Origin of the sequence: Lactiplantibacillus brownii, assembly GCF_031085375.1 — a bacterium.
In the GTDB taxonomy this organism is placed as follows: Bacteria; Bacillota; Bacilli; order Lactobacillales; family Lactobacillaceae; genus Lactiplantibacillus; species Lactiplantibacillus brownii.
This window is the reverse complement of record NZ_JAVCWF010000001.1, coordinates 785886-808595: the sequence shown is the minus strand read 5'-3', so window position 1 is coordinate 808595 and position 22710 is coordinate 785886. Positions and strand designations below refer to the sequence as shown.

At 43.6% G+C, this 22710-nt stretch carries 21 protein-coding genes; 11 read left to right on the top strand and 10 right to left on the bottom strand.

Annotated elements, in window-relative coordinates:
* Positions 1–4: 4 nt before the first annotated feature.
* The 5 genes from RA086_RS03400 to RA086_RS03380 form a co-directional block, all read right to left on the bottom strand.
* A complete protein-coding gene (locus tag RA086_RS03400; protein ID WP_308704405.1) occupies positions 5–619 on the bottom strand; it encodes a nucleotidyl transferase AbiEii/AbiGii toxin family protein in 615 nt (204 codons plus the stop codon).
* Positions 620–683: 64 nt separating this feature from the next.
* On the bottom strand, positions 684–1295 hold the full coding sequence (locus tag RA086_RS03395) for a type IV toxin-antitoxin system AbiEi family antitoxin domain-containing protein (protein ID WP_308702506.1): 612 nt from the start codon (positions 1293–1295) through the stop codon (positions 684–686).
* Between the two features lie 416 nt (positions 1296–1711).
* Positions 1712–3694, bottom strand: a complete 1983-nt coding sequence (locus tag RA086_RS03390) for an acyltransferase family protein (protein ID WP_308702505.1) — start codon at positions 3692–3694, stop codon at positions 1712–1714.
* A gap of 180 nt (positions 3695–3874) precedes the next feature.
* Complete coding sequence (locus RA086_RS03385; RefSeq protein WP_308702504.1) at positions 3875–4420, bottom strand: biotin transporter BioY; 546 nt, start codon at positions 4418–4420, stop codon at positions 3875–3877.
* The gene (locus RA086_RS03380; protein ID WP_308702503.1) at positions 4413–5399 is read right to left on the bottom strand and encodes a biotin--[acetyl-CoA-carboxylase] ligase; all 987 of its coding nucleotides are present in this window, start codon (positions 5397–5399) and stop codon (positions 4413–4415) included. Before RA086_RS03380 ends, RA086_RS03385 begins: the two co-directional genes overlap by 8 nt.
* 1290 nt (positions 5400–6689) lie before the next feature.
* Here RA086_RS03380 and RA086_RS03375 point away from each other — a divergent pair.
* Entirely contained in the window at positions 6690–7646 is a 957-nt protein-coding gene (locus RA086_RS03375; protein WP_308702502.1) for an NAD-dependent epimerase/dehydratase family protein, read from the top strand.
* Here RA086_RS03375 and RA086_RS03370 read toward each other — a convergent pair.
* Positions 7643–8524, bottom strand: a complete 882-nt coding sequence (locus RA086_RS03370; protein WP_308702501.1) for a MurR/RpiR family transcriptional regulator — start codon at positions 8522–8524, stop codon at positions 7643–7645. The genes RA086_RS03375 and RA086_RS03370 overlap by 4 nt on opposite strands.
* Before the next feature lie 168 nt (positions 8525–8692).
* On the opposite strand from RA086_RS03370, the gene RA086_RS03365 reads away from it, so the two are divergent.
* Entirely contained in the window at positions 8693–9598 is a 906-nt protein-coding gene (locus tag RA086_RS03365; RefSeq protein ID WP_308702500.1) for a proline-specific peptidase family protein, read from the top strand.
* Positions 9599–9765: 167 nt separating this feature from the next.
* Positions 9766–10539, top strand: coding sequence for a CPBP family intramembrane glutamic endopeptidase (locus RA086_RS03360; protein WP_308702499.1), 774 nt, complete (start codon positions 9766–9768; stop codon positions 10537–10539).
* A gap of 186 nt (positions 10540–10725) precedes the next feature.
* On the opposite strand, the gene RA086_RS03355 is transcribed toward RA086_RS03360, so the two are convergent.
* Positions 10726–11061, bottom strand: a complete 336-nt coding sequence (locus RA086_RS03355) for a winged helix-turn-helix transcriptional regulator (RefSeq protein WP_308702498.1) — start codon at positions 11059–11061, stop codon at positions 10726–10728.
* A gap of 121 nt (positions 11062–11182) precedes the next feature.
* Here RA086_RS03355 and RA086_RS03350 point away from each other — a divergent pair, with 121 nt between their 5' ends.
* Positions 11183–11908 carry an SDR family oxidoreductase gene (locus RA086_RS03350; protein ID WP_308702497.1) on the top strand — a complete coding sequence of 242 codons (726 nt, stop codon included), beginning with the start codon at positions 11183–11185 and terminating at the stop codon, positions 11906–11908.
* Positions 11909–11940: 32 nt separating this feature from the next.
* Here RA086_RS03350 and RA086_RS03345 read toward each other — a convergent pair whose 3' ends face one another.
* Positions 11941–12513, bottom strand: a complete 573-nt coding sequence (locus tag RA086_RS03345) for a Crp/Fnr family transcriptional regulator (protein ID WP_308702496.1) — start codon at positions 12511–12513, stop codon at positions 11941–11943.
* A 100-nt stretch (positions 12514–12613) separates the two neighbouring features.
* Between RA086_RS03345 and RA086_RS03340 the strand changes: the two genes are divergently transcribed.
* The gene (locus tag RA086_RS03340; protein WP_308702495.1) at positions 12614–13204 is read left to right on the top strand and encodes an NAD(P)H-dependent oxidoreductase; all 591 of its coding nucleotides are present in this window, start codon (positions 12614–12616) and stop codon (positions 13202–13204) included.
* A gap of 75 nt (positions 13205–13279) precedes the next feature.
* Here RA086_RS03340 and RA086_RS03335 read toward each other — a convergent pair whose 3' ends face one another.
* Positions 13280–14587 carry an NCS2 family permease gene (locus RA086_RS03335; RefSeq protein ID WP_308702494.1) on the bottom strand — a complete coding sequence of 436 codons (1308 nt, stop codon included), beginning with the start codon at positions 14585–14587 and terminating at the stop codon, positions 13280–13282.
* A gap of 227 nt (positions 14588–14814) precedes the next feature.
* Here RA086_RS03335 and RA086_RS03330 point away from each other — a divergent pair, with 227 nt between their 5' ends.
* The 4 genes from RA086_RS03330 to RA086_RS03315 all read left to right on the top strand — a co-directional run bounded on the left by RA086_RS03330 (position 14815) and on the right by RA086_RS03315 (position 18513).
* Positions 14815–14976, top strand: coding sequence for a hypothetical protein (locus tag RA086_RS03330; protein WP_308702493.1), 162 nt, complete (start codon positions 14815–14817; stop codon positions 14974–14976).
* 304 nt (positions 14977–15280) lie between these two features.
* The gene (locus RA086_RS03325; protein ID WP_308702492.1) at positions 15281–16024 is read left to right on the top strand and encodes a MurR/RpiR family transcriptional regulator; all 744 of its coding nucleotides are present in this window, start codon (positions 15281–15283) and stop codon (positions 16022–16024) included.
* A gap of 137 nt (positions 16025–16161) precedes the next feature.
* Positions 16162–16980: a Cof-type HAD-IIB family hydrolase gene (locus RA086_RS03320; protein ID WP_308702491.1), complete on the top strand. Its 819-nt coding sequence runs from the start codon at positions 16162–16164 to the stop codon at positions 16978–16980.
* Positions 16981–17025: 45 nt separating this feature from the next.
* A complete protein-coding gene (locus RA086_RS03315; RefSeq protein ID WP_308702490.1) occupies positions 17026–18513 on the top strand; it encodes a glycoside hydrolase family 1 protein in 1488 nt (495 codons plus the stop codon).
* Between the two features lie 981 nt (positions 18514–19494).
* On the opposite strand, the gene RA086_RS03310 is transcribed toward RA086_RS03315, so the two are convergent.
* Positions 19495–19971: a MarR family winged helix-turn-helix transcriptional regulator gene (locus RA086_RS03310; protein ID WP_308702489.1), complete on the bottom strand. Its 477-nt coding sequence runs from the start codon at positions 19969–19971 to the stop codon at positions 19495–19497.
* 190 nt (positions 19972–20161) lie between these two features.
* Here RA086_RS03310 and RA086_RS03305 point away from each other — a divergent pair, with 190 nt between their 5' ends.
* On the top strand, positions 20162–20971 hold the full coding sequence (locus RA086_RS03305; RefSeq protein ID WP_308702488.1) for a LicD family protein: 810 nt from the start codon (positions 20162–20164) through the stop codon (positions 20969–20971).
* 208 nt (positions 20972–21179) lie between these two features.
* Positions 21180–22709 carry a Ppx/GppA phosphatase family protein gene (locus RA086_RS03300; RefSeq protein ID WP_308702487.1) on the top strand — a complete coding sequence of 510 codons (1530 nt, stop codon included), beginning with the start codon at positions 21180–21182 and terminating at the stop codon, positions 22707–22709.
* Position 22710: the final 1 nt, after the last annotated feature.

The window sequence follows — 22710 nt, the reverse complement described above, 5'->3', positions numbered from 1 at the left end:
CTGATTATGAACTTGTAATTGATTCATGCAAATTTTTATAGTTAATGTTCGAGCCTTCAAAGCGTTGTAAAGCAAATATATCATAATAATCACGAATTCTAGTATCTTGATCTCCATGAGAAAAACACGCTGACATTTTCTCAGCAAGAATTTGTTCTACTGGATAAGCATAGACATTGATTTCACTGCCATCTATCTCGGACTTATGCTTAAAACGTTGTACACTTGGGATAATATCATCATTTGTAGCCAAATCAATACCTAAATGATAGCTCACTGGTCGGTCAGGCTTTGACGGATCTGGATTATTCATCTCCAAATCCATTGATACTCGGTAACCAGGATTATACCGATTTTTAGCAGTTTTATTCTCAATAACATTAATATTATTGAAACTAGTTCCATCTTGTAAATTGATTTCCGCTATTTCAATAACTATTTTTCTCAAATCTTCAACTGATACATTTTGCTGATAAGAATAATCTAAATCATGAGTACTTCGATTGTTCAATCCAATTATTGCGCCAATTAAATAGCCGCCTTTAAGCACCATCTCATCTTTGTACCTTGACTGAGTAATACGAGCTAAAAACCGTTCTGCTGCAAATCTTGTTTGAATTTCACGTAAATCGGTGTGATTAGTCCGAGCCGCATTCCTAATCTGTCTGATAATATCAGTTGTTTTAATTGCTCAATACCTCCGTGATTTTTTTCAAATCTGCCAGTCCCGGAAATTTTTCAATATAACGAAATAGTTTTTGTGGATCACAAAAATCACTTTGAAAATAGTTTCGTACAGCTTGATTTCTATCATATTCAGCAATTGTCTTGAATCGAAATGCATCTATTAACGCACGTTCCGGTTCGTATATAACAAGATCACCACTGTCTTCTTCATTTCTCACGGTTGTCAATCCTACTTTATAATATTCGAGCGCAACATGATGTATTGAAACGATATATCCTCCAAATTGATTAGGTAGCCGATACCCTTTTGGCACTGTTAAATCTAAATAATTAAATTGCCGATCAATAAGATGCCACCAACTTAGTGCTGTTCGTCCTGAAATAACAGCTTTAGGATAACGTAATTGAATTCCAAAAAAAGGATCTATGGAATAATTTTCATTGTTCCATAACTGTACACCTGAACGCCCTGTACCAAAACGCCCAATTTCTCCGTCCTGTTCGAATCTTTTAAGATGATATTTAGAAATACCTACCGCTTCTGCTTCTTTAGTTGTAAAGATAACATTTAATTTAAATAATTTAGTTAACAGTGTATCATTTTTCATTTTATCACCTGAAACTATATTTTGTTAAAATAATAGCACTAGGTGTAAAAAAAGCAAGTCATTTCGCTTCTTATGCGAATAACATTTCGGAAATTCTTGTAGCAATCATCAAAACATATGCCGTTTATCTGTCATGGATAAGTCTGGGATAAAACCAAGCATATTTGATATTTATAGTCAAAACGTGTGACAAATGGTTTTGATGCACCTTAGCCATAAAAATCAAGCGCTTGAAAATGATAATCATTCGATTTTATAGATTATGCTCGGTAGCAAACCACCTTTTATCGCACTCTTTCTGTTCTCATTTAAAGTTATCCTATTAATAGTTAAATACAAAAAATCCGTTGTCAATAATCAAGATTCGTCTTGATTACCAACAACAGATATTTTGAAACCTGCTTTTTCACTGAGCTTTAGTTGTTATTAACTTTCGCAATTTGATTAGCAATTAGCGCCGTTAACTTCTTGTTACCGGTTGGGTTCGGGTGAACATTATCACTTGCAAACCACGAGCTCTGGTTCAACGCTTCCGTATACCAATCGACAACATGAACATTTGAATACTTCTTTGATGTCGCATTAATCTGACGGTTGACCTGATTTTGCCAACTCTGTGTTGGGACATGCGCCGTGACCCAAAAAATCTGGTGGTCGCTCCCAATCGCATTAACCACTTGGTCCGCTTGTGCCCCGGTAATCGTACCGTTAGTCCCAATATTAACTAACACATTATGTGCTAATTGTCCTTGGGATTTTAACGAACTAATAATTCCCGGCACTTCAGAAACTTGCCGACCAACTTTACCTTGAACGGTAGTCCCAGGAATCACTTGTTGTAAATCGCTAGAAACATCTAACAAAACGGAGTCTCCGACCGCAGTTAACGGTGTGCTATTCATGGCTAAAGCCACTTGTGGAGTCAATTTGTAATCATTAGCAACTTTCTTTTGCGCCTCTGACAACCGATCATAAGCTTGCTTAGTCTTCAACTTATCCGTCGCAACTTGCTTAGACTCGGCAGCGGCTTTTTCGGCCGCTTTTTGTCGTTTCAAAGCTGCGGTATTTTGCTTTTTAACCGTCTTGGTATTCTTCGTAATCGTATCCTGAATCGCAGACTTTTGCTTGCTCGACGCCTTGCTAGGCTGTTGCACAAACCCGACTGCCGTGATTACAAAGAGAACAGTGGCTAAACTAGCCATGGTTCCCGTGACCCGATTGAAGTGAGGTGTCCGAACAAAGTGACGAATATCCGTCAACAACTGACCGTAATCATAGTGACGCAGCGGATTTTCGATAAAGCGATAGCTGAGTTCCGTCACTAACATAATTAACGCGACTTCGATTAAACTGTTAACCAACGGATGATCGCCGATGTTATGCACTTTAGTTTCATAAAAAATCATCACTGGAAATTGGTACAAATAAATCCCATAGCTTCGTTGCCCAATATAAGTAAAGACCGGATTCGTTAACACGCGATTCATATGACTAGCTGGATGGGCCACGGTGGCAACCAATACCCCAGATAGGATTGTGAAGATTAACATCCCACCACGATAAGTAAAGGCCGATTGACCAGACATCTGGAAGAACATCACGATCAACGCGATTAAAGAACCGCCACCCAAAATATCTAGTGCCCACTGATTACCAACGTTAACATCTTGTGGCAATTCACGTGATGGCCAGATAAAGGCGAGCCCCGAACCAATCAAGATCGCGAACATCCGCGTATCCGTCCCATAATAGACCCGGTTAGTATTAGCTGGATCATACAATAACGCCATCGCCAAAGCTGACAGCAATGCCGCTACCATCATGATAACGAAAATGTGGGTTCGTTTCTTAAAGACTAACAACAAAAAGATGATAACCAACGGCCAGAATAAGTAATATTGACCTTCAATCGACAGCGACCATAAATGTGTAAAAGGTGACTCCCCATTAAAACGGTCAAAATAACTTTGACCGTGACCAATCTCGAACCAGTTGTACACGTACAGCAAGTTCGTCATAACTGTCGCCCGAATATTTGTCAGAAGCGTCCGCTGGAACAACGTAATATACGCCGTTGTTGCCAGCAGCATCGCGACTAACGCCGGATAAAGTCGCCGCAAACGTCGTGCGTAAAAATTCCACAAATGGATGGCGCTATGGCTTTCCCATTCTTGCAGCAAAATATCCGTAATTAAATAGCCAGAAACGACGAAGAAAATTGGTACTCCTAAGTATCCGCCTTGTAGTGACGCTGGCATTAAGTGATAGATGATGACGCCCAGAACCGCCAAAGTCCGGATGCCATCAAAGCCGGTAATATAACGTCTAGGATGCATCTTCTGCCGATTCATCCGCCGCATCGTCCGGCTCATGTTCACGCCCTGCAAATTTTCGTTCATTTCCCATTACCCCTTGATTTGTTTCTGTCAGTAACCACTAACTCTTAAACTAGTAGCGCTAATACCATTACTATAATATGTAATGCACCCGCTTGACTAGTATTTCCGAACCTTATTTAATTATTTTTATTAACTACTTTATTTATTGATCCTAATTATTATTGATCAGGTCTAAATTGCTTAATTTTTCAAACGAAACCGTTCTGGTAGCCGACGCAAGATTGCCTTTGCGACAACAACGACCAGAATTATCTTGATAACTGCTGGCACTAGAAATGGTGTCACACCACTACTTAAAGCAGCTGGCCATGAAAGTTTTGCCGAGAGAACTAACCAGTATGCACCAGCAAGCAGTTGGCTACCAGCGCCCACCAAATTACCAATAATTAAAGCGAGAGTTTGTTTGGTCAATTTATAAAAGAGCCCGACAATCCAAATATATAAGAAGAACCCCCAGAGATAACCACCGGTTGGCCCGAATAGCGCCGCCAAACCAGCTGTACTGCCCGCAAAGACCGGCAAACCGATTACCCCTAACAACAGATAAATACTGATTGCCCAAGTTCCGACCAAGGGTGGCACAATGCTGGCAATCAACCCCACTGCCAAAGTCTGACCCGTTAACGGGATCAAGCCGAGTGGAATCGTAATCTTAGAACAGATTGCTAACCCGACCGCAAGTTCTGCGGCAATGATCAGGCGACTTAATTGCGTGTGCTTAACCATGATAGGCCCCCGTTAATAGATTGACTTTAGTGATTTCGCCAGAACTCAGTCGTTGGATCTGACCCGACGGCAATTGTACAACCAAAGCCCCAGTTGAATCAATGTCTTTCACAATTCCGGTCAACTTTTTAGAACCACGCTTTAATTCCACTTGTTGATTGATAACCATGGATAGTCGGCGATAGTCGGCCATGAAATCACCGGTCGTATAAGTTTGGTACCGCTTGAAAAATTCAGCAAGCAAGGTGCTAACCACCTGATTCCGTGTCACGGTCGTTTGCTGCGTTACGGCACCGGCTTTAGTCGCAATTGCCCCTGGAAAATCATTGGTTGTGAGGTTAATGCCAATGCCAACAACGATGGTTGAAATCTGACCGGCTTCAAGATCAGCAACGGCCTCTGACAAAATTCCCACGACTTTATGATGATTGACCAACACATCGTTGACCCATTTCAGTTCGACTTGAACTTCGAATAATTTGGTTAACGTCTTAGCGACGGCAACCGCCGTACTCGTCGTTAACAAACCCGGATCAAAAGACTCTTTTGCTGGCATCGGTAACCCAATACTCAAATATAGCCCAGTTGATTCCGGTGAATAAAAGGACCGACCAGAACGGCCATACCCCGCCGTTTGTGTATCCGCTACGACCACGGTCGGTTGTGGTAACGGTGCTTGACTGGCGAGCCGTTTCAAATAGGCATTCGTCGAATCCACCGTTGGCAATACGACTAATTGGGGCACGACCCCACTTGGGAGGCCTGCTTGAATCACTGGTGCACTGAGTTGATTATTGGCGACATAGCGATAACCACGCCCATGCCGACTTTCAATCGTATACCCGGAACTTTGAAGCCCCTGAATCGTTTTCCAAATCGCGGTCCGACTAATCCCAAATTCATGGGCTAAGTCATCACCAGAACAATAATCTGGTGCCATTTTAATCAATTGCCGTAAAACTTCGGTCTGTGTTGCCATGTCTGACTATCAACCCTTCCATAGATTTGTTAACCCATTATTTCATATCGGTTAACAAACCGCAATTGGTTCTCTTGTTTTGTAATATTACATTTTTCATCGTGCCCGATTGTTTAGCCTGCTACTCCAGTTAGACACTAGCACGTGGTGTCCCCTAAAGAACGGACTCAAAAGTCAGTAAAGCCACCATCAAAACAGCGTTTCAGTACTAAATGTTATCTAACTCAACCTGTGCTAAATAATCGACCATTTTAAAATTGGTCTACTTAGAAATAGTCCTCTAAAACCGATTCTATGAAAGCAACTCATTAATTGTCCGCCTCCGTTGACCAGCTCGTTTGCTGTGAGGCAGACCTGCAGCCAAAGACCGGTCTGCAGGGCGCTTTCAAGCCGAAGTCCACGTCTTAAAAGTCGGCCAGACACTAACCTGGGAAGACCACCCAGCTAAGTGTCTCGACACGGCAAACGAGCTGGTCAACTCCGACGTTAAATAGCGACTTAACTAAAGGAACATTGATAAACCAAGTATCAACGAAAGGGTCAATTAATGTTAGGAGCACTATTTAGTGCAGGGCGGACTGAATGATGCTCAGTGGTGAAATTTTTAATAGTGTGAGGACCAACGGGTTGCTCCTGAGCATTGCCTAACCGTCACAATTACTCGGTGGTTTTCCGAGTGGTTGTAACGGTGTAGCAAGCGGAGGAAGCAGTTGGACCGAACACGTTTCGACTGCTGGTGGTTCTCCAGCTTAGAGAAAGCCCGGCTTGTGAGACCGCCCTTTGGCTCACAAACGTGGCCACCACGTTCCAGCATCAGTCCAGACCAACCGGAACGGGAAGCTCAGCAGATACTTATAAATAGCTCATTAATTTTGCCCGTCCCCGTGGAACAGTGGTTGTGCTCAAAGTACTGGTAATCTTAATATCCTCAAAATTCGATTAATATTGAGGCTACCGATTAGTGCAGGGCGGACTGGATGATGCTCAGTGGTGAAGTTTTCCTTTGCTGGTGGACTTCCAGCTTAGGAAAAGCCCGGCTTGTGAGACCGCCCTTTGGCTCACAAACGTGGCCACCACGTTCCAGCATCAGTCCAGACCAACCGGAACGGCAAGCTAAGCAAATACCTTCCCCATTTGGACTATCACTCTCAACATAGCGCAATCGTTTTTACAAAAATCTGCCGTTTGACCACTTAATTTGAGAAAGGCTTTCTAACCTAAGTTCAACACATTCTCATTGATCACGCCACTTGCTAAACTATGGTCATGTCATCAAGGAGGAATTTTAATATGTTGAAAGCAGTTGTTCTTGGAGGTGCCGGTCATATCGGCTCTTATTTAGTCCCAATGTTAGTTAAAGCCGGTTATGCCGTCACTTCAGTAACCCGTGGCAAACACCAGCCGTACGTGACTGATCGTGCTTGGAATCACGTTGACCATCTGTATTTAGATCGCAGTAAAGATGTCGACTTTAATACAGCCGTGGCCGCGCTCAATGCCGATGTGGTAATTGATTTGATCAGTTTCACTTTAGCGGACACGCAAAAAATGGTCGCCGCGTTAAAGGCCACCAAGTTAAGTCATTATATCTTTTGCTCATCCGTTTGGGCACATGGTCGCGCCGAAAGTTTGCCAGCCGACCCCAATGGCGTCAAACATCCGTTAGACGAATATGGCAAGCAGAAATACGCCAGTGAAAAGTGGTTAAAACAGGTTTATCGTGAAACGGGTTTTCCCGCAACCATCATCATGCCTGGTCAGATTTCTGGTCCGGGTTGGACCATTATGAGTCCCTTGGCTAATGCTAATCCAACCGTTTTCCAGCAAATCGCCGACGGTCAGGCAATCACTTTACCCAACTTGGGCATGGAAACGTTGCATCTCGTCCATGCCAGTGATGTTGCGCAAGTCTTCTTTAAAGCAGTCACCCATCGTAATCAAGCGCTTGGCGAAAGTTTCCATGCGGTTGGTACTAGCTCGCTAACGCTTTACGGTTATGCCCAAGCCATGTATCGTTTCTTCGATAGGACGCCGCAAATCAACTTTATGCCTTGGGATGCTTGGACTAAAATGATCAACAATCCAGCCGATGTCGACAAAACTTACTATCATATTGCGCGCAGTGGTCAGTACAGTATCGCTAATGCGCAAAAGTTACTCGATTATCAGCCACAATATTCACCCATTGAGGTCGCAGAGATTGCCGTTCAAAGTTACCTCGACCGTGGCATCATTAAACACGCTTAGTCCGCGTCATCATCAATAATATGATTATCGATTGGACGAGTTTCTGTGATTTGGGCTAAATGTTGCTTAAAATCGAGATTTTTGTCATAGTCTAAGGCAAAATAACTACTATATAAAATGTCCAAAACTAACGCCATTGAAGTCAGTGAAGAAAAGCCGCCAATTTTGGAATAGGCTTTTTCACGCGTCGTCACATGCAACGTGACATCCGCTAGTCGCGACAAGCGATTCTCACCAATACTTGTGATTGCGATTAGGGGCACATGGTTCGTTTTCAAATGACCTAATGCCTGAAATAATGGATCCGACTCACCCGAATATGACAGACAGATCGCACAGTCCGCCGTCGTTAGCATCGCTGCTTCTTGAAACATCATATTTTGAATTGGAAAGGCCGTCGCTGCTTTCCCAATATGGCGCAACTTATAGACAAACTCTTCGGCAACAAAGTTCAGATTGGCTAAACTAAATAAATTTACAGTCCGGTGCGTCGTAATGATTCGCTGGGCTTTTTGCAAAGTGTCATGATCCATCAATGCTAAGGTATCCTTCGCACTTTCAATGTTTAGTTGCGTCAACTTGCCAGCAATAGTCATGGCAGAATCTTGCGCGGTAAATGGTCGGTTGGCATCTAGCCCTTGAAAGTTCGTCTGCAAATAAGCCACTTCGGCTAAAAAACTGGCCTTCAATTCGCGCCAGCCTTTAAACCCGAGTTTCTTTGCAACACGCACAATCACCGATGGCGAGGTATACGTTGCCTGTGCAATTTGTGGCGTGCCGTATGCTTTTAGTTGATCTTGTTGGGTCAACATAAAGTCGACGATCAACTGTTCATTTGGTGAAAAATCAGTCTGAGTCATTTTTTCTTGCAATAACATCGCGTTCACCTCGGACTAATCGTACCGATTTGACCGGTTTATCGCAAGTCAAACTTAGCCAGTTAGCTTCAACCGACAGCCACTTTTGACCCCCACTCGTTAACAGTGGTAAGATAATGACAATCATGTGCCCACGACGGCATAAATAAATCGAAATTAGGTGATCATTTGAAACAAGGAACAACGATCCTCACGCTGGATAATGGCTACCATTTATGGACCAATACACAAGGCGAAGGCGACATTCACTTGCTCTGTCTACATGGTGGCCCTGGTGGCAATCATGAATACTGGGAAAACTTTGGTGAAAAGCTAGCTGACCTCGGCGTTCAAGTTACCATGTATGACCAACTTGGTTCATGGTATTCTGACCAACCCGATTATTCCGACCCTGAAATTGCCAAAAAGTATCTGACTTATGATTACTTCTTAGATGAAGTCGAAGAAGTTCGTCAAAAACTTGGTTTGGACAACTTCTATTTAATCGGTCAATCATGGGGCGGCGCGCTCGTCATGATGTATGCTTTGAAATATGGTCAACATCTTAAAGGTGCCATCATTTCAAGCATGGTCGACAATATTGAAGAATATGTCGTCAATGTCAACAAATGTCGTGAAGAATGCTTGCCAGCCGATGCGGTTGCTTATATGAAACAAAAAGAAGCTGAAGGCAACTGGAACGATCCCCAATATCAAAAATATGTGGACGTGTTGAACGCCAACTATGTTGACCGCAAACAACCTAAAGCTATCTCACACTTGATTGATACGACGGCAACGCCAGTTTATAATGCTTTCCAAGGCGACAACGAATTCGTGATCACTGGTAAGTTAAAGGAATGGGACGTTCGTGACCAAATCCATAACATCAAAGTGCCAACCTTATTGACCTTTGGTGAACATGAAACCATGCCATTAGCCACTGCTCGTCGGATGGCTCGTGACATTCCTAACTCACGTTTAGTTACCACGCCAAACGGTGGTCATCATCACATGATCGATAATGCGCCCGTTTACTTCGACCACTTGGAACAATTCATCAAGGATGTTGAAGCAGATACTTTTAATAAATAATTGCAAAAATCCTACCAGGGTTAATTCTGGTGGGATTTTTTTTAGTCATTCTAAAAAATTGCCAATTTCAAAAGTGTTCTTTTTCACAATCTCCACTATTAGTCTGGTTCTCCCGGTGGTAAACTTAATCTGAAGTCAAAATCATTGAGTCTTCTAGGGATGTTCATATGTCACAGTCACGCCGTTATTCACTATTTTCAATCATTTTAATTGTCCTAGTACCACTATTATTGCTATTTATTCCATTAATCACCAAGCGGGTCGTTTCTGACACCTATTCGGGAATCGCGCAAGATCTAATCGTTCTAGTAATTATTTGGGCGCTCAATCATTACCTTTTCAAAATGCCCATTAAATTATGGCAATCACAACACGGCTGGCAACAATTACTCAATTGTTTACCTGCTGCGCTATTTTTGTTAGTGCCAAAGATAATAAGCGCCTTACAACTGGCTAAATTACCATTCAGCGCGATGATTTTATTTTATGGTGGGTACGTGCTATTAATTGGCATTACCGAAGAATATTGCTATCGTGGCGTTTTATTACCATTATTAGCGAAAGCCTTGCCTGGGAAAACCATGTTGGTCATTATTCTCGACAGTTTGGCTTTTGGCTGCGTGCATTTAATCAATCTAACTGGTTTAAATTGGACTTATGTTTTGCCACAACTGATGATGGCATCTGTAACGGGGCTATTGCTCTGCGGGGTCTACTTAAAGACTAAAAATCTCATGCTACCAATTTTGCTACATGCCTTCAGTGATATCAATATGATCGTTCAATTCATGTCCCACACGCATACTCGAAGTAATTTGAGTTCGCCTAACGGAATTGCACTAGGCTTGACACTTATATTTGCCGTTATATTTCTAATTGTAGCCGCTTTTGTCTATTGGCAGACACGTCATCTTAATATTGAAAAACAATTACAGGCATAAATTTAAACAAGAGAGTGGAACAAAAGGCGGTTTGCTACCGAGCATAGCCTAGAAAGTCGAATGATTGGCATTTTCAATCGTTCGACTTTCGTAGCTAAGCGGAGGTCGCAGCCTTTTGTTCCACGTTTCGGCTATAAATATTAGGAATACCAAAATGAGTCTGGGGTTTTGTCCCAGGCCCTCGTACTATTCAGTTTCATCACATAACACACTGGTCAATTGATCACGGTCCACATGGGCTAAGCCCCAATCACAAATCGTATCTAGCACGGGTATCATAGATTGCCCTTTTTGCGACAATTGGTATGCCACATGTAACGGTTGTTCATGAAAATCATGCCGTTGCACCAAGCCATCCGTCATCAACTGTTGCAATTGCTCCGCCAAAATTTTATGTGTCACACTCAACGTACGTTGCAGCTGATTAAAGCGGCCATCACCATCAGCCAACTCATACAAGATCAAGATTTTCCATTTACCACGAATCATTTGCATCGTCGCATCAAATTCATTTGCATACATTATTAATTCCTCCACACCCAGTTACCAAAAAGTGCGTACTAGGCAAATTGCCAATTTAGACTATACTAATATTTCGTAGTCGTCAAATCAGAAAATTAATTAAAAAGGAAGTTTTATTCAAATGAAATCATTAATCGTTATTACCGGTGCAAGTTCCGGCTTTGGGGCTGAAATGGCCAAGATTTTTAATGCTGACCAACATCCCCTATTATTACTCGGACGCAATACCGACAAAATTGCTGCTTTGAACCTTAGCGGCGATATCATGATCAAACACGCTGATGTCACTGACCAAGAGGAGCTTCGTACCGCCATTAATGCGGCCGAAGCCGTCTATGGCCCAACCGATTTGTTGATCAACAATGCCGGCGTGATGCTGCTCGGTAACGTTTGGCAACAATCGCCAATCGAATGGCAAACGATGCTCGATACCAATGTCATGGGCGTCTTGAATGGCATCCAACTCGTCTTGCCACAAATGACTAAACGTGAACATGGGACGATCATCAACGTTTCTTCTATCGCTGGTTTCAAAGCCTTTCAAAATCATGCAGCTTATGTTGCAAGCAAGTTTGGCGTGCACGGTCTCACCGAAACCATCCGTCAAGAAGTTGCGGCCAAGAATGTCCGTATCATGTTAGTCGCCCCCGGCGCTGCCGAAACCAACTTGTTGACGCACGTCACCGATGACCATGCCTTAACGGAATATGAAGCTTGGAAACAAACGATGGGTGGGATCACATTAGACCCTAAACATGTGGCTGAAACGGTCAAATTTATGTACGACATGCCGCAAGAAGTCAATATCCGCGAAGTAGACATTGCTGCGACCCGTCAAGATAGCTAAAAACAGAAAAAGTTGAGCCGAGATTAATCGACTCAACTTTTTTGTTGCAACCGTGTTCGAATCCGACTCAGTGAAACTGGCGTTATCCCCAAATAAGACGCTACTAAGTGCAACGGCACGCGGTCCAAAATCTCTGGCGTATTCATCACCAAATTTTGGTAGCGTTCAACCGGTGAGTGTTGTAATTGATCAAAGAAAATATTGCGATAAGTAATGAAGCGGTCACACACAAATCGTGTAATTTCCGGTTCAATCGCTGGATAAGTCTGCCGCAGCCAATCAAAATCCGTGCGACTCAGCACCAATAAGTCACTATCTTCAAAACAAGTTAGCGCAAAGCCACTTGGTTGGGCCAAATAAAAGCTTTCAAACGATGCGACTACCTGGTTTTCAAAGAAAAATTGCAACGTGATCTCACGATTTTCACTGCTATGACTCAAACGTGCCGCCCCACTCACAATAAAATATAAGTTAGTGGCAATGGCTCCTTCTGTTAATAAAGTCGTCCCGGCTGTCACTTTTTTGGCTGTAAATCGCTTTTCCAAAGTCGCCCAATGATCACTGATGACTGGAAACTGCTGGGCTAAATAGTCTGTTAAAACCATGGTCAACCACCTTTTTGCAACCGACTTAACATATGTTAATGCCGCGTTAGTTTATTGTCACTATACTACCATTATTAACTAACGAAAGAAGTCTTGACTCATGAAAACCTTAATTATCTTTGACCATCCTTATACCGCAGCTGCTGGTAACAATGTCCCCCACCATCGTTCATTTTTGGCCGCCTTGCTACAAGCCACCCTCACCAAGCTAGAACAAGCTGGTGACACCATTGATTTGATCGACCTGCACGCCGATAATTTTGATCCCGTCATGTCCGCGACCGATTTAACCACTTGGCGCAAAGGCCAACCGCTCAACGCACAAGTTGCGGACTATCAACAACGGCTACTAGCCGCTGATCGAATTATCTTCATGTTTCCAGTTTGGTGGGAAGTGATGCCGGCCATGACCAAGGGCTTCCTGGATAAAGTTTACGCTAAAGGGCAATGTTATGACCCAAAATCTATGCAAACTAAGCTGGTCAAACAACCCAGAATCGAGATTATTACGACGATGAGCACACCCAACTGGGCTTACCGCTTATTGTTCGGCGCCCCTTTAGCAAAAATGCTCTTCCGTGGGACATTTATTAAAACGCGACTATGGCATTTCAAATGGCACAACTTTGCTCAAGTTGAAAAGAAAACCCTCGCGCAACGACAAGCCATTTTACGTGATTTCACGATATAACCCCAAATTACTTCAAGACAAACTAAAGCGGCTCAACATTAGGTCAAAAACCAATGCTGAGCCGCTATTTTTTTGTTAAATGTTTAAGATCCAAAGGAAGATGACGAAAACGAAGAACAACACATACATTAATGGATGAACTTCTTTAGCATGCTTAGTCGCAACCATCGTGACAACATACGAGATAAACCCTAGGGCAATCCCATCGGAGATACTGTAAGTCAACGGCATTCCAATCATTGTCAAGAATGCTGGAACAGCAATTTCAAAACGTTCCCAGTGAATTTCTTTCAATGATTCAGCCATCAAGACCCCAACAATAATCAATGCTGGCGCCGTCACTTGTTCGGTCACCACGTTTAATAATGGTGAGAAGAACAGCCCTAAGATAAATAGGAAGCCCGTCACGACGGCACTAAATCCAGAACGACCACCAACCGCAATCCCAGCGGATGATTCAACATAAGCTGACGTTGGTGAAGTCCCTAAAACAGATCCCACTAACATCGACGTTGAGTCAGCCATCAAAGCTTTCCCCACTCGCGGCATTTTGTTATTTTTCATGAAACCAGCTTGTTCGGCCAAACCAACCAATGTCCCGGCGGTATCGAAGAAGGTCACTAACAAGAAAGTTAAAACGACAATCACTAATTGGACACTGTTAATGTCACCGACATGCGCAATGGCGACACCAAACGTTGGTTTTAGCGATGGCGCGGCTGAAACCCAATGTGCTGGCATCTTGATCAACCCAGTCGCCAAACCTAAGATTGACGTTAAAACCATCCCGATAAAAATACCACCGGGAACTTTGCGACTCATCAAGACCAACGTCACTAACAACCCAAAGATAGTCAACCAAGTTGTCCCGACATTCAATGGGCCTAAGCTAACGACCGTTGATTTGTTCGCAACGATTAAACCACCGCCACGCAGTCCGATAAAGGCGATGAAGAACCCAATCCCAGCAGAAATGGCTAATTTCATATCCCGCGGAATAGCATCGATAATCATCTCACGTAACTTAAAGAGTGTGATGATCATGAAAATGATGGAAGCAACAAAGACACCCGCTAAAGCGGTTTGCCACTTCACGCCCATTCCAATTACTACGGAATATGTGAAGAAAGCATTGACACCTAATCCAGGTGCAATGGCAATTGGATACTTGGCCACTAGCCCCATTAACAAACAACCTAAAGCTGATGCGAGTGCCGTGGCAGTAAAGACAGCGCCCTGACTCATCCCCGAAGCGCCTAAAACGCTAGGGTTAACGAACAAGATGTAAGCCATGGAAACAAAGGTCGTTAGTCCAGCTAACGTTTCCGTCCGTAAGTTAGTTTTTAATTCTGAGAAATTAAAATATGCCGCTATTTTAGTCATGATTCCCTCCAGATAATTGAAATAACAGAAAATGCACATTTGTAAATGTTCGTGTTTTCTTTATTTATGACAGTCATTATCATATCATCTGTCGTCATTAAAAGCAATATCCGAACACTATCTATTTTTCCACCAAATTTGATGTCAGTTTTAAATAGGTGACGATAGCGTTAAACTGTAAGTGGTTACATGTGGATTATCATTAAACTACTTTGGGGGTGGCATGAATGGCAAGTTCAAAGTTTAGCGCCGTTTTCTTTTTGATTTTATACGCAGTTCTACTCTTTTTAGTCTTTTCAATGCACAACATGGCCGCGATGTACTTGATGGCCATTGGCATGTTCTTGGAAGCCTGTGAAGGCATCTATTGTAATTTCTTTAAACATTAACAACCGTTCACGAGAGAGTGGGACAAAAGGCGGTTTGCTACCGAGCATAGCCTAGAAAGTCGAATGATTGGTATTTTCAATCGTTTGACTTTCGTAGCTCGGTTGCATCAAAGCCTTTTATTCCACGTTTCGGCTATAAATATTAGGAATACCAACAAGAGTCTGGGGTTTTGTCTCAGGCTTTTTTTTCGCCAAAATTGCTGAACTATCGTACCAGTGATTCTCACCAACATAATCCCTTTCCACGCAAGCTATCCATGTCGTATACTTAATGTAATCGCTTTACTAAAGGAGTTTTTTTGACATGGCATTTTTCGGTTATAACGACGCCAAGACCCTCGTCGGCGTTGATGTCGCAATCTATGAATATATCTTGGCACACGAATCAGGCATCCCCTTTATGCATGTTCGTGATCTGGCGGCAGGGGCCCATGTTTCCAATTCATCCGTCATGCGCTTCATCCGCAAAATGGGTTACAGTAGTTTTCCTGAATTCAAAGTAGCGTTCCACAAACAATCCTTAGAAGCCACGCCTAGTTTGGAAAATGGCGTGCAATTGCTCAGTGCAGAAACGTTTCCCAGTACCTTGCAACGGACCCTCGATTTAGTCGCCCAAACGGTGCTTACCGCTAATAATGTCGTCTTCACTGGGACCGGTTCTTCAGGTAACGTTGCTGAATACGCTAGCCGCTTAACGTCAACACTGGGAGTCAACAGCTTTCCGGTAACGGACCCTTATTACCCTTTAATTCCTCAGCTGAAACAAACTCAGAAGAACGTCTTGATCACCCTTTCAGTTTCTGGGCAAGCCGCAGAAGTGTTAGGCATGCTGCGGCAATTTCAAAATGATCCCGCAACGACCTTAATTAGTATTACCGGTCATCGTGACAGTCCAATTGCCATGCTCAGTACTTATGCGCTCACGTACCATACGACGGAACAACGGATTCATGGTCACTACGATCTGACCAGCCAACTCCCCGCAATGACGATTGTTGAAGCACTGGCACGCACGATCCGCCATCAGGCACAATTACCGCATCACTAAAGATGGTACGATTTGTACCAATGATGGTACGATGTTTCAACCTAATGGTACAACTTATCAGGAACGCTCTAAGCCCTAGGAAAAGCTATTGGTAGCGCTTATACTTGCACTATCAACTAAATAAAGGAGCGTTTAACATGATTAAATTAATGGCAATTGATATTGACGACACGTTACTAAACTCACACGGCCAATTATTGGCTAGCACTAAACACCGGGTACAACAGTTACTCGCCAGTGACGTCAAAGTGGTTCTTTGTTCCGGGCGCCCCTTCGACGGTGTAAAACCCTTCCTAACTGAACTTGGCATTACGGGTGACGACCAATATGTGATCACCAATAATGGGGCGCTCGTTCAAACCGCAACGGGCCAAATCTTGGCTCAAAGCACCTTGACCGCTGATTATTATGCTAAACTAGCTGCGCTGAGCGTTAAAACAAGCTTAGGCTTCAACGCCATTGATACCGCGGGCAATATCTATACTGCCAATGCCAACATTAATAAATATGTCGTGATGCAAGCTTCAGAAAATCAAGCGGGGCTATTTGTCCGTGACGTTGCCGATTTACCAACTGACTTGGCACTCACCAAAGGCGTGTTTGTCGGTGAACCAGACCAATTAGACGCTCACTTGGCTGAAATCCAAGCCGGACTGGCTACGGGAACTTACATTGTCCGCTCAGCCCCAGTACTGCTCGAAGTGATGAGTGATTGTGCCAATAAGGGTAACGGTTTGTTTGATTTGACCAGTTACCTAGGTCTCGCGCCAGCAGAAGTTCTCGCAATTGGTGACGCCGACAATGACCTGCCGATGTTTGAGTTCGCTGGGATCGCTGTCAGCATGGGAAATGGTGGGACCAACGCTAAAGCTGCCGCTGATTATATCACGACTAGCAATGACGAAGATGGCGTTGCTCACACGATTGAAAAGTTCCTGTTAACGCCAGTTTCATAACTTTAAGACTCATAACTGATTTGAACACACGAAAGGTGGACCCACATGGCATTTAATAAAAATTTTCTCTGGGGCGGCGCAACGGCCGCTAACCAATTTGAAGGCGCCTATTTAACGGATGGTAAGGGATTGAGTACGGCAGACGTCATTACTGCAGGCGCATACGATCACCCGCGCCAAGTGACTTGGAAAAACCCGACCACTGGCGCGACTGGTGCCACCGATTTTGGCTTCTTTAGTGATAAACGCCAAGTTCCAGAAGGCACCGTCCCCGCCGTACTTGACGGACACTATTATCCCAGCCACACGGCGACTGATTTTTATCATCATTACCAAGGCGATATCAAATTAATGGCCGAAATGGGATTCAAGACCTTCCGTTTGAGCATTAACTGGTCACGAATTTTCCCAAATGGCGACGACGCTGAACCAAACGAAGCCGGACTAGCTTTCTATGATCACGTTTTTGACGAATGTCAAAAGTATCATATTGAACCATTAGTCACCTTGTCCCACTATGAAACACCGTTAAACCTCGCCATCAAATACAACGGCTGGGCAGACCGACGACTCATCGCTGACTTCGTCAAATATGCCAAATTAGTCATGACTCGTTATCAAGGCAAAGTGACCTACTGGCTTACCTTTAACGAAATCAACTTTATGGATAACGCGCCTTTCTTAGCCGGTGGCGTCATTGATGGCACGCCTCAAAATCGTGCCCAAGCGGCGCATAACCAATTTGTCGCTAGTGCGTTAACCGTCCAAGCAGCACATGCCATTGACCCGCAGATCCAAGTAGGTCAAATGCTAGCTTACGGGCCACTTTATGCCTATACCGCTGATCCGGCTGACCAGCTCAAAGCGCAATTACAACAACAAAACACTTATTTCTACAGCGACGTGCAAACTGGTGGGCATTATCCCAATTACCGGCTCAAACAGTATGAACGCGACGGCATCAAATTAGATGACCGACCAGCAGACTATGAGTTACTAGCCAACTATCCGGCAGACTTTTTAAGCTTTTCTTGTTACGGTTCAAATACCGTCACGACCCATCATGAGGCTGGCGAAGCTGCGGGTAATTTGATGACCGGCGTCAAAAATCCCTATTTGAAAACAAATGCGTGGGGTTGGGCAACCGATCCCGATGTCTTGCGGATTGCCCTCAACAACCTCTTCGACCGTTATCACAAGCCGCTATGGATTGTCGAAAACGGTATCGGTTGGGCGGATGAGCTAACCGCAGATCAGAAGATCCACGATGACTATCGTATCAAGTATCTACAGGCTAACTTGCGCTCAATGCGTGATGCGGTGACGATTGACGGCGTTGATCTGATGGGCTACACCATGTGGGGTTGCATTGACTTGGTCTCCGCGGGAACCGGCGAAATGAAGAAACGTTACGGCTTCGTTTATGTTGATCGTGACGACTTAGGTCATGGGAGTCTGAAGCGACTACCAAAAGATTCCTTCTACTGGTACCAGAAAGTGATCGCCAATAATGGTTCGGATTTGAGTAACTAACTTGTCCAAGTTTCCGTCTCCGTGGACCAGCCCGTTTGCTGTGAGGCAGACCTGCAGCCAAAAAACGGTCTGCAGGGCGCTTTCAAGCCGAAGTCCACGTCTTAAAAGTCGGCCAGACACTAACCTGGGAAACTCACCCAGCTAAGTGTCTCGACACGGCAAACGAACTAGTCCACTCCGACGTTAAATAGTGGTTGTCACCAATAAAACATTGGCAAAATCAGGATCCAATGAAAACCGATTAATATTAGACTTCTTGATTTAGCGCAGGTTGGGCTGGATGATGCTCAGTGGTGAAATTTTTCAGAGTGTGAGGACCAACGGGTTGCTCCTGAGCATTGCCTAGCCATCACAATGACTCGGTGGTTTTCCGAGTGGTTGTGATGGCGTCCCAAGCAGAGGGAGCAGTTGGACCGAACACGTTTCGGCTACTGGTGAATTTCCAGCTTAGAGAAAGCCCGGCTTGTGAGACCGCACTGTGGCTCACAAACGAGGCCACCACGTTCCAGCATCAGTCCAGACCAACCGGAGCGACAAGTTATGCAGGTATATATGTCACGAATAATCACGGCTTTACACTTGGTGTTGATTGAATTGGGATTCGTTGTATCCCCTAGAATCAACGATGCCACCGCGTCATACTCAGCCAGTGGCGTCAGGTGGACCAGTAATTAACACCAATACTAAATAGTTAATAGTCAATTTCAATCGCGCAGCCAGCCCATTGAAACTGGCTATTTTTGATACTGATAGGACTAAGACATGCTCGTATTCAAATTTCCAAACATTTTTTGCCCAACTTCTTCAGTTAATCTACAATGACAACAAAAATTCTGACTCAAAAGTGACCGGTAACTATTCAGAACATTCTGAGTATTTACCGGTCACTTGCCTATTCTGCTATCAATAAACTGATAAGTTAAGTTTTGCGTCAAAAAAAACGTCAAACTCACCTAATCCTTATACCGCTGCCATTCCTGACTACCGATCATGTGGGGATTCATTATCCGTCTGACCCAGCTTCATCACTTGGTCACTGATTGTTTCCATCATCTTTAGCGCCTCATTGATCTGAGACTCACCAAGTCGATCGACCCACTTATCAAAATGATCCGTAATGGCGGAGTTCACCACTACTTCGACTCGCTGACCTGCTTCAGTTAAATGTAAATATAACCGCCGCCGATCTTGTGGATCAGGCACTTGAAACACATAATGTTGCGCTAGGAGTGCCTTAATTTGCCGCGAAATCGCACTGCACGTCACTTGACGTTGCACCGCAATATCGTTTAAGGTTACTGCGTCGGTCGTTGCGATCCGGCGTAAGATTAAAAATTGCTCAAACGATAACTTATTTTGACTTAATGGCCAAGCAACCAAATCTGCCATAATTTTGGTTGTATTTTGATAGGCCTCAAAATAGTTATTTAATAATTTGCTCAAATCAGCATTTGTCATTACATTTCACCATCATTTCAAATTTGCATTCTAAGCATTTTTTAAAATATAACACGCCTTTAACCAGTTTGCACAAAATCACCTATCATTTGACCAGATTTGTGGACGTAAGGCATCCTGCCTAACAATTCAAGCGGACAAAGTGTATGATAGAGTTTGAGGAAACGCTTACGAAAAGGAGGCTGACATTATGCCACTTTCACCATTGCATCAAGTCGAATTAGACCTCATGCAAACCGTGATCACAATTTGCGACACGGAAAAGATTGATTACTTTCTGATTGGCGGCTCATTGCTTGGCGCCATCCGTCATCAAGGCTTCATTCCGTGGGATGACGATATTGATATCGGGATGCGCCGTAGTGAGTATGAACGTTTCATCACAGTGGCCAATCGTTATTTAGATCCAAACCAATACTTTCTCCAAACTGGGGCTAGTGATCCCGATTACGCGCTCAGCTATATGAAGCTGCTCGACGTCAATACTTACATTGAAGAAAAAAACAATGTGAACAATGCCTTCAAAGGCGTCTTTGTGGATATTTTTCCTTTTGATAAGATTCCCGCTGACGAAGCGCTCCGCCGGTCACAAATGAGACATTATAAATTTGAAGATGCCGCCATCTTACTCCGGTTAAATTATAATTTTGTTAAAACACCGTTACGCAATATCCTTAAGAAAAAGACGGTCCAGCAACTCGCTGAAGTTAACGCGCATAAACAAGAACGTGACGGTTACATGCGTCTCTATGAGCAATCGGATTCACGGACTTACAAGAACTTAGCGTCACAATATGACTATGACAAAGAAATCTTATCGCACGCGGAGTTAACGGAATTAGTACTGGCCCCTTTTGAAACGATCCAGGCCAAGATTCCTAAGGCTTACGACCAAATTCTGACGAGAATGTATGGCGACTATCACCAATTACCACCAGTTGATCAACGAGTTGAAAAGCATCTGAACAAACTAATTATTAATAATCATGAAATTTTGTAAGCCCCACTAGTGCGGTTCAGAAACAACTCGTTTGCTGCTGAATTGCGCTTTTTTTAGTGTTAACTGAATCTTTACAACAATAAAAAAAAATTTACACCTTTTTGATAGATATTAACGACCTTTTGCATATGTTAAACTGGAGTATGCGGCAATTAGCGGCCAGAATACATATACAATAAGCACCAAAAGACATAAACGGGGGATTAATATGGCAGCAAAATTATTCGGTATTATGATGATCAATGTCCAAAGCATTGAACTGTCCATCGTCAACTTACGGACCTTACGACAAGTCGAACGCGTTCGCTCAGACGTGTCATTAGGTGAAGATATTTACGATCAGCACACCATTGATTACGACTCAGTCGAACAAGCCACGCAGGCTTTGACGGGTTTCATTCAAATCATGCATGATTATGGCGTGAAAGATTACCATCTCTGGGGTTCTTGGTCTCTATCGACCGCCAATAACGCGGATTACATTCAAGATCAACTCTTGGTACGGACCGGCTTAAAGATCGACTGGCTTTCAAGTAGTCAGGAAACTTATTTACGCTCGGCCGCCGTCGCAGTCCATTTTCCAAAATTCAAACAGATCATCGAATCACCGACCTACTTATTGGGGATCAATTCTGGTAGTGTCGGCATTTCACATTATGATCACGGGACGTTTGCATTTTCGCGTAGTCTGCGACTAGGACCCGTCCGGATTGCCGAAGTCCTAGAAGATTTACAATCCAGTGTGCCGAACTACGTCGAAGTCCTAGACGATTATATTTCTAGTCAAATTGCCGATTTTGGTCGGTTCTTACCGGCGACTCGGCAACAACCGAGCAACGTGGTGATGTTGGGCGTTGCACCATTTTCCAACTTATTCCAGCGGCAACAATCTAAGGCTGGCGTGGAAGAACTCAGTAAAGCGGACTTCAAAGCCCTCTATGATGATGTGATCAACGCCTCCGATCAATACTTAATGGATAAGTACGAAGTCGACGAAAACGATGTGCGGCTCATTATTCCAGAACTACTACTCATTAACGAGCTCTTACAACTCACAGATGCCAAAACCATCTGGCTTGGCAACGTCACGGCTCTGGATGGTCTCATTATTCAGGAAGCCGTTAAGTTAGGTTATAAAAAATATAACTTTAATAACCAAATCGTGACGGCAGCCAAAAATTTAGCAGACCGGTATAATGTCGAACCAAAGCACCGCGATTTAGTGACCAAATTCTCATTACACTTATTTGATCAGCTCAAACCGTTACATCATTTAGGAAAACGCGAACGTTTATTACTCCAAGTGGCTGCCATCGTGCATGACGTCGGTAGTTATATTGATCCGCATCAACATTACATGCATTCGGATTACATTTTGCGCGCCACGGAATTAACGGGACTCACCAACGCTGAGAAGCAAACGATTGCGACGATTGCCCGCTATCATAGTGCGCAGACACCGTCTAAAGATATCAAGCATTTTGAACATATGAGCTTGGAGCAACGCTTAGTCGTTTCTAAATTATCAGCCATTTTAAGGTTAGCGGATGCCTTAGATGATGGGCGTCGTCAGAAGATCAGTAAAATTTCCGTGTCCATTAAAAATCCACGGGTCATCATTACGTGTTACGCACACGATGATCTATTTTTAGAAAATTGGGTGTTCTCACAAAAGTCCGAATTCTTCAAGGAGGTCTTTGGACTAACACCTGTAATTAAGCGTCGGGGGGTACGTTAAG

Bases quoted from the DNA above. Each gene is read 5' to 3' on its own strand.
- RA086_RS03395 (WP_308702506.1), bottom strand. From the start codon at position 1,295: ATGAAAAATGATACACTGTTAACTAAATTATTTAAATTAAATGTTATC.
- RA086_RS03390 (WP_308702505.1), bottom strand. From the start codon at position 3,694: ATGAACGAAAATTTGCAGGGCGTGAACATGAGCCGGACGATGCGGCGG.
- RA086_RS03385 (WP_308702504.1), bottom strand. From the start codon at position 4,420: ATGGTTAAGCACACGCAATTAAGTCGCCTGATCATTGCCGCAGAACTT.
- RA086_RS03380 (WP_308702503.1), bottom strand. From the start codon at position 5,399: ATGGCAACACAGACCGAAGTTTTACGGCAATTGATTAAAATGGCACCA.
- RA086_RS03375 (WP_308702502.1), top strand. From the start codon at position 6,690: ATGTTGAAAGCAGTTGTTCTTGGAGGTGCCGGTCATATCGGCTCTTAT.
- RA086_RS03370 (WP_308702501.1), bottom strand. From the start codon at position 8,524: ATGTTATTGCAAGAAAAAATGACTCAGACTGATTTTTCACCAAATGAA.
- RA086_RS03360 (WP_308702499.1), top strand. From the start codon at position 9,766: ATGTCACAGTCACGCCGTTATTCACTATTTTCAATCATTTTAATTGTC.
- RA086_RS03355 (WP_308702498.1), bottom strand. From the start codon at position 11,061: ATGTATGCAAATGAATTTGATGCGACGATGCAAATGATTCGTGGTAAA.
- RA086_RS03350 (WP_308702497.1), top strand. From the start codon at position 11,183: ATGAAATCATTAATCGTTATTACCGGTGCAAGTTCCGGCTTTGGGGCT.
- RA086_RS03345 (WP_308702496.1), bottom strand. From the start codon at position 12,513: ATGGTTTTAACAGACTATTTAGCCCAGCAGTTTCCAGTCATCAGTGAT.
- RA086_RS03340 (WP_308702495.1), top strand. From the start codon at position 12,614: ATGAAAACCTTAATTATCTTTGACCATCCTTATACCGCAGCTGCTGGT.
- RA086_RS03335 (WP_308702494.1), bottom strand. From the start codon at position 14,587: ATGACTAAAATAGCGGCATATTTTAATTTCTCAGAATTAAAAACTAAC.
- RA086_RS03330 (WP_308702493.1), top strand. From the start codon at position 14,815: ATGGCAAGTTCAAAGTTTAGCGCCGTTTTCTTTTTGATTTTATACGCA.
- RA086_RS03325 (WP_308702492.1), top strand. From the start codon at position 15,281: ATGGCATTTTTCGGTTATAACGACGCCAAGACCCTCGTCGGCGTTGAT.
- RA086_RS03320 (WP_308702491.1), top strand. From the start codon at position 16,162: ATGATTAAATTAATGGCAATTGATATTGACGACACGTTACTAAACTCA.
- RA086_RS03315 (WP_308702490.1), top strand. From the start codon at position 17,026: ATGGCATTTAATAAAAATTTTCTCTGGGGCGGCGCAACGGCCGCTAAC.
- RA086_RS03310 (WP_308702489.1), bottom strand. From the start codon at position 19,971: ATGACAAATGCTGATTTGAGCAAATTATTAAATAACTATTTTGAGGCC.
- RA086_RS03305 (WP_308702488.1), top strand. From the start codon at position 20,162: ATGCCACTTTCACCATTGCATCAAGTCGAATTAGACCTCATGCAAACC.
- RA086_RS03300 (WP_308702487.1), top strand. From the start codon at position 21,180: ATGGCAGCAAAATTATTCGGTATTATGATGATCAATGTCCAAAGCATT.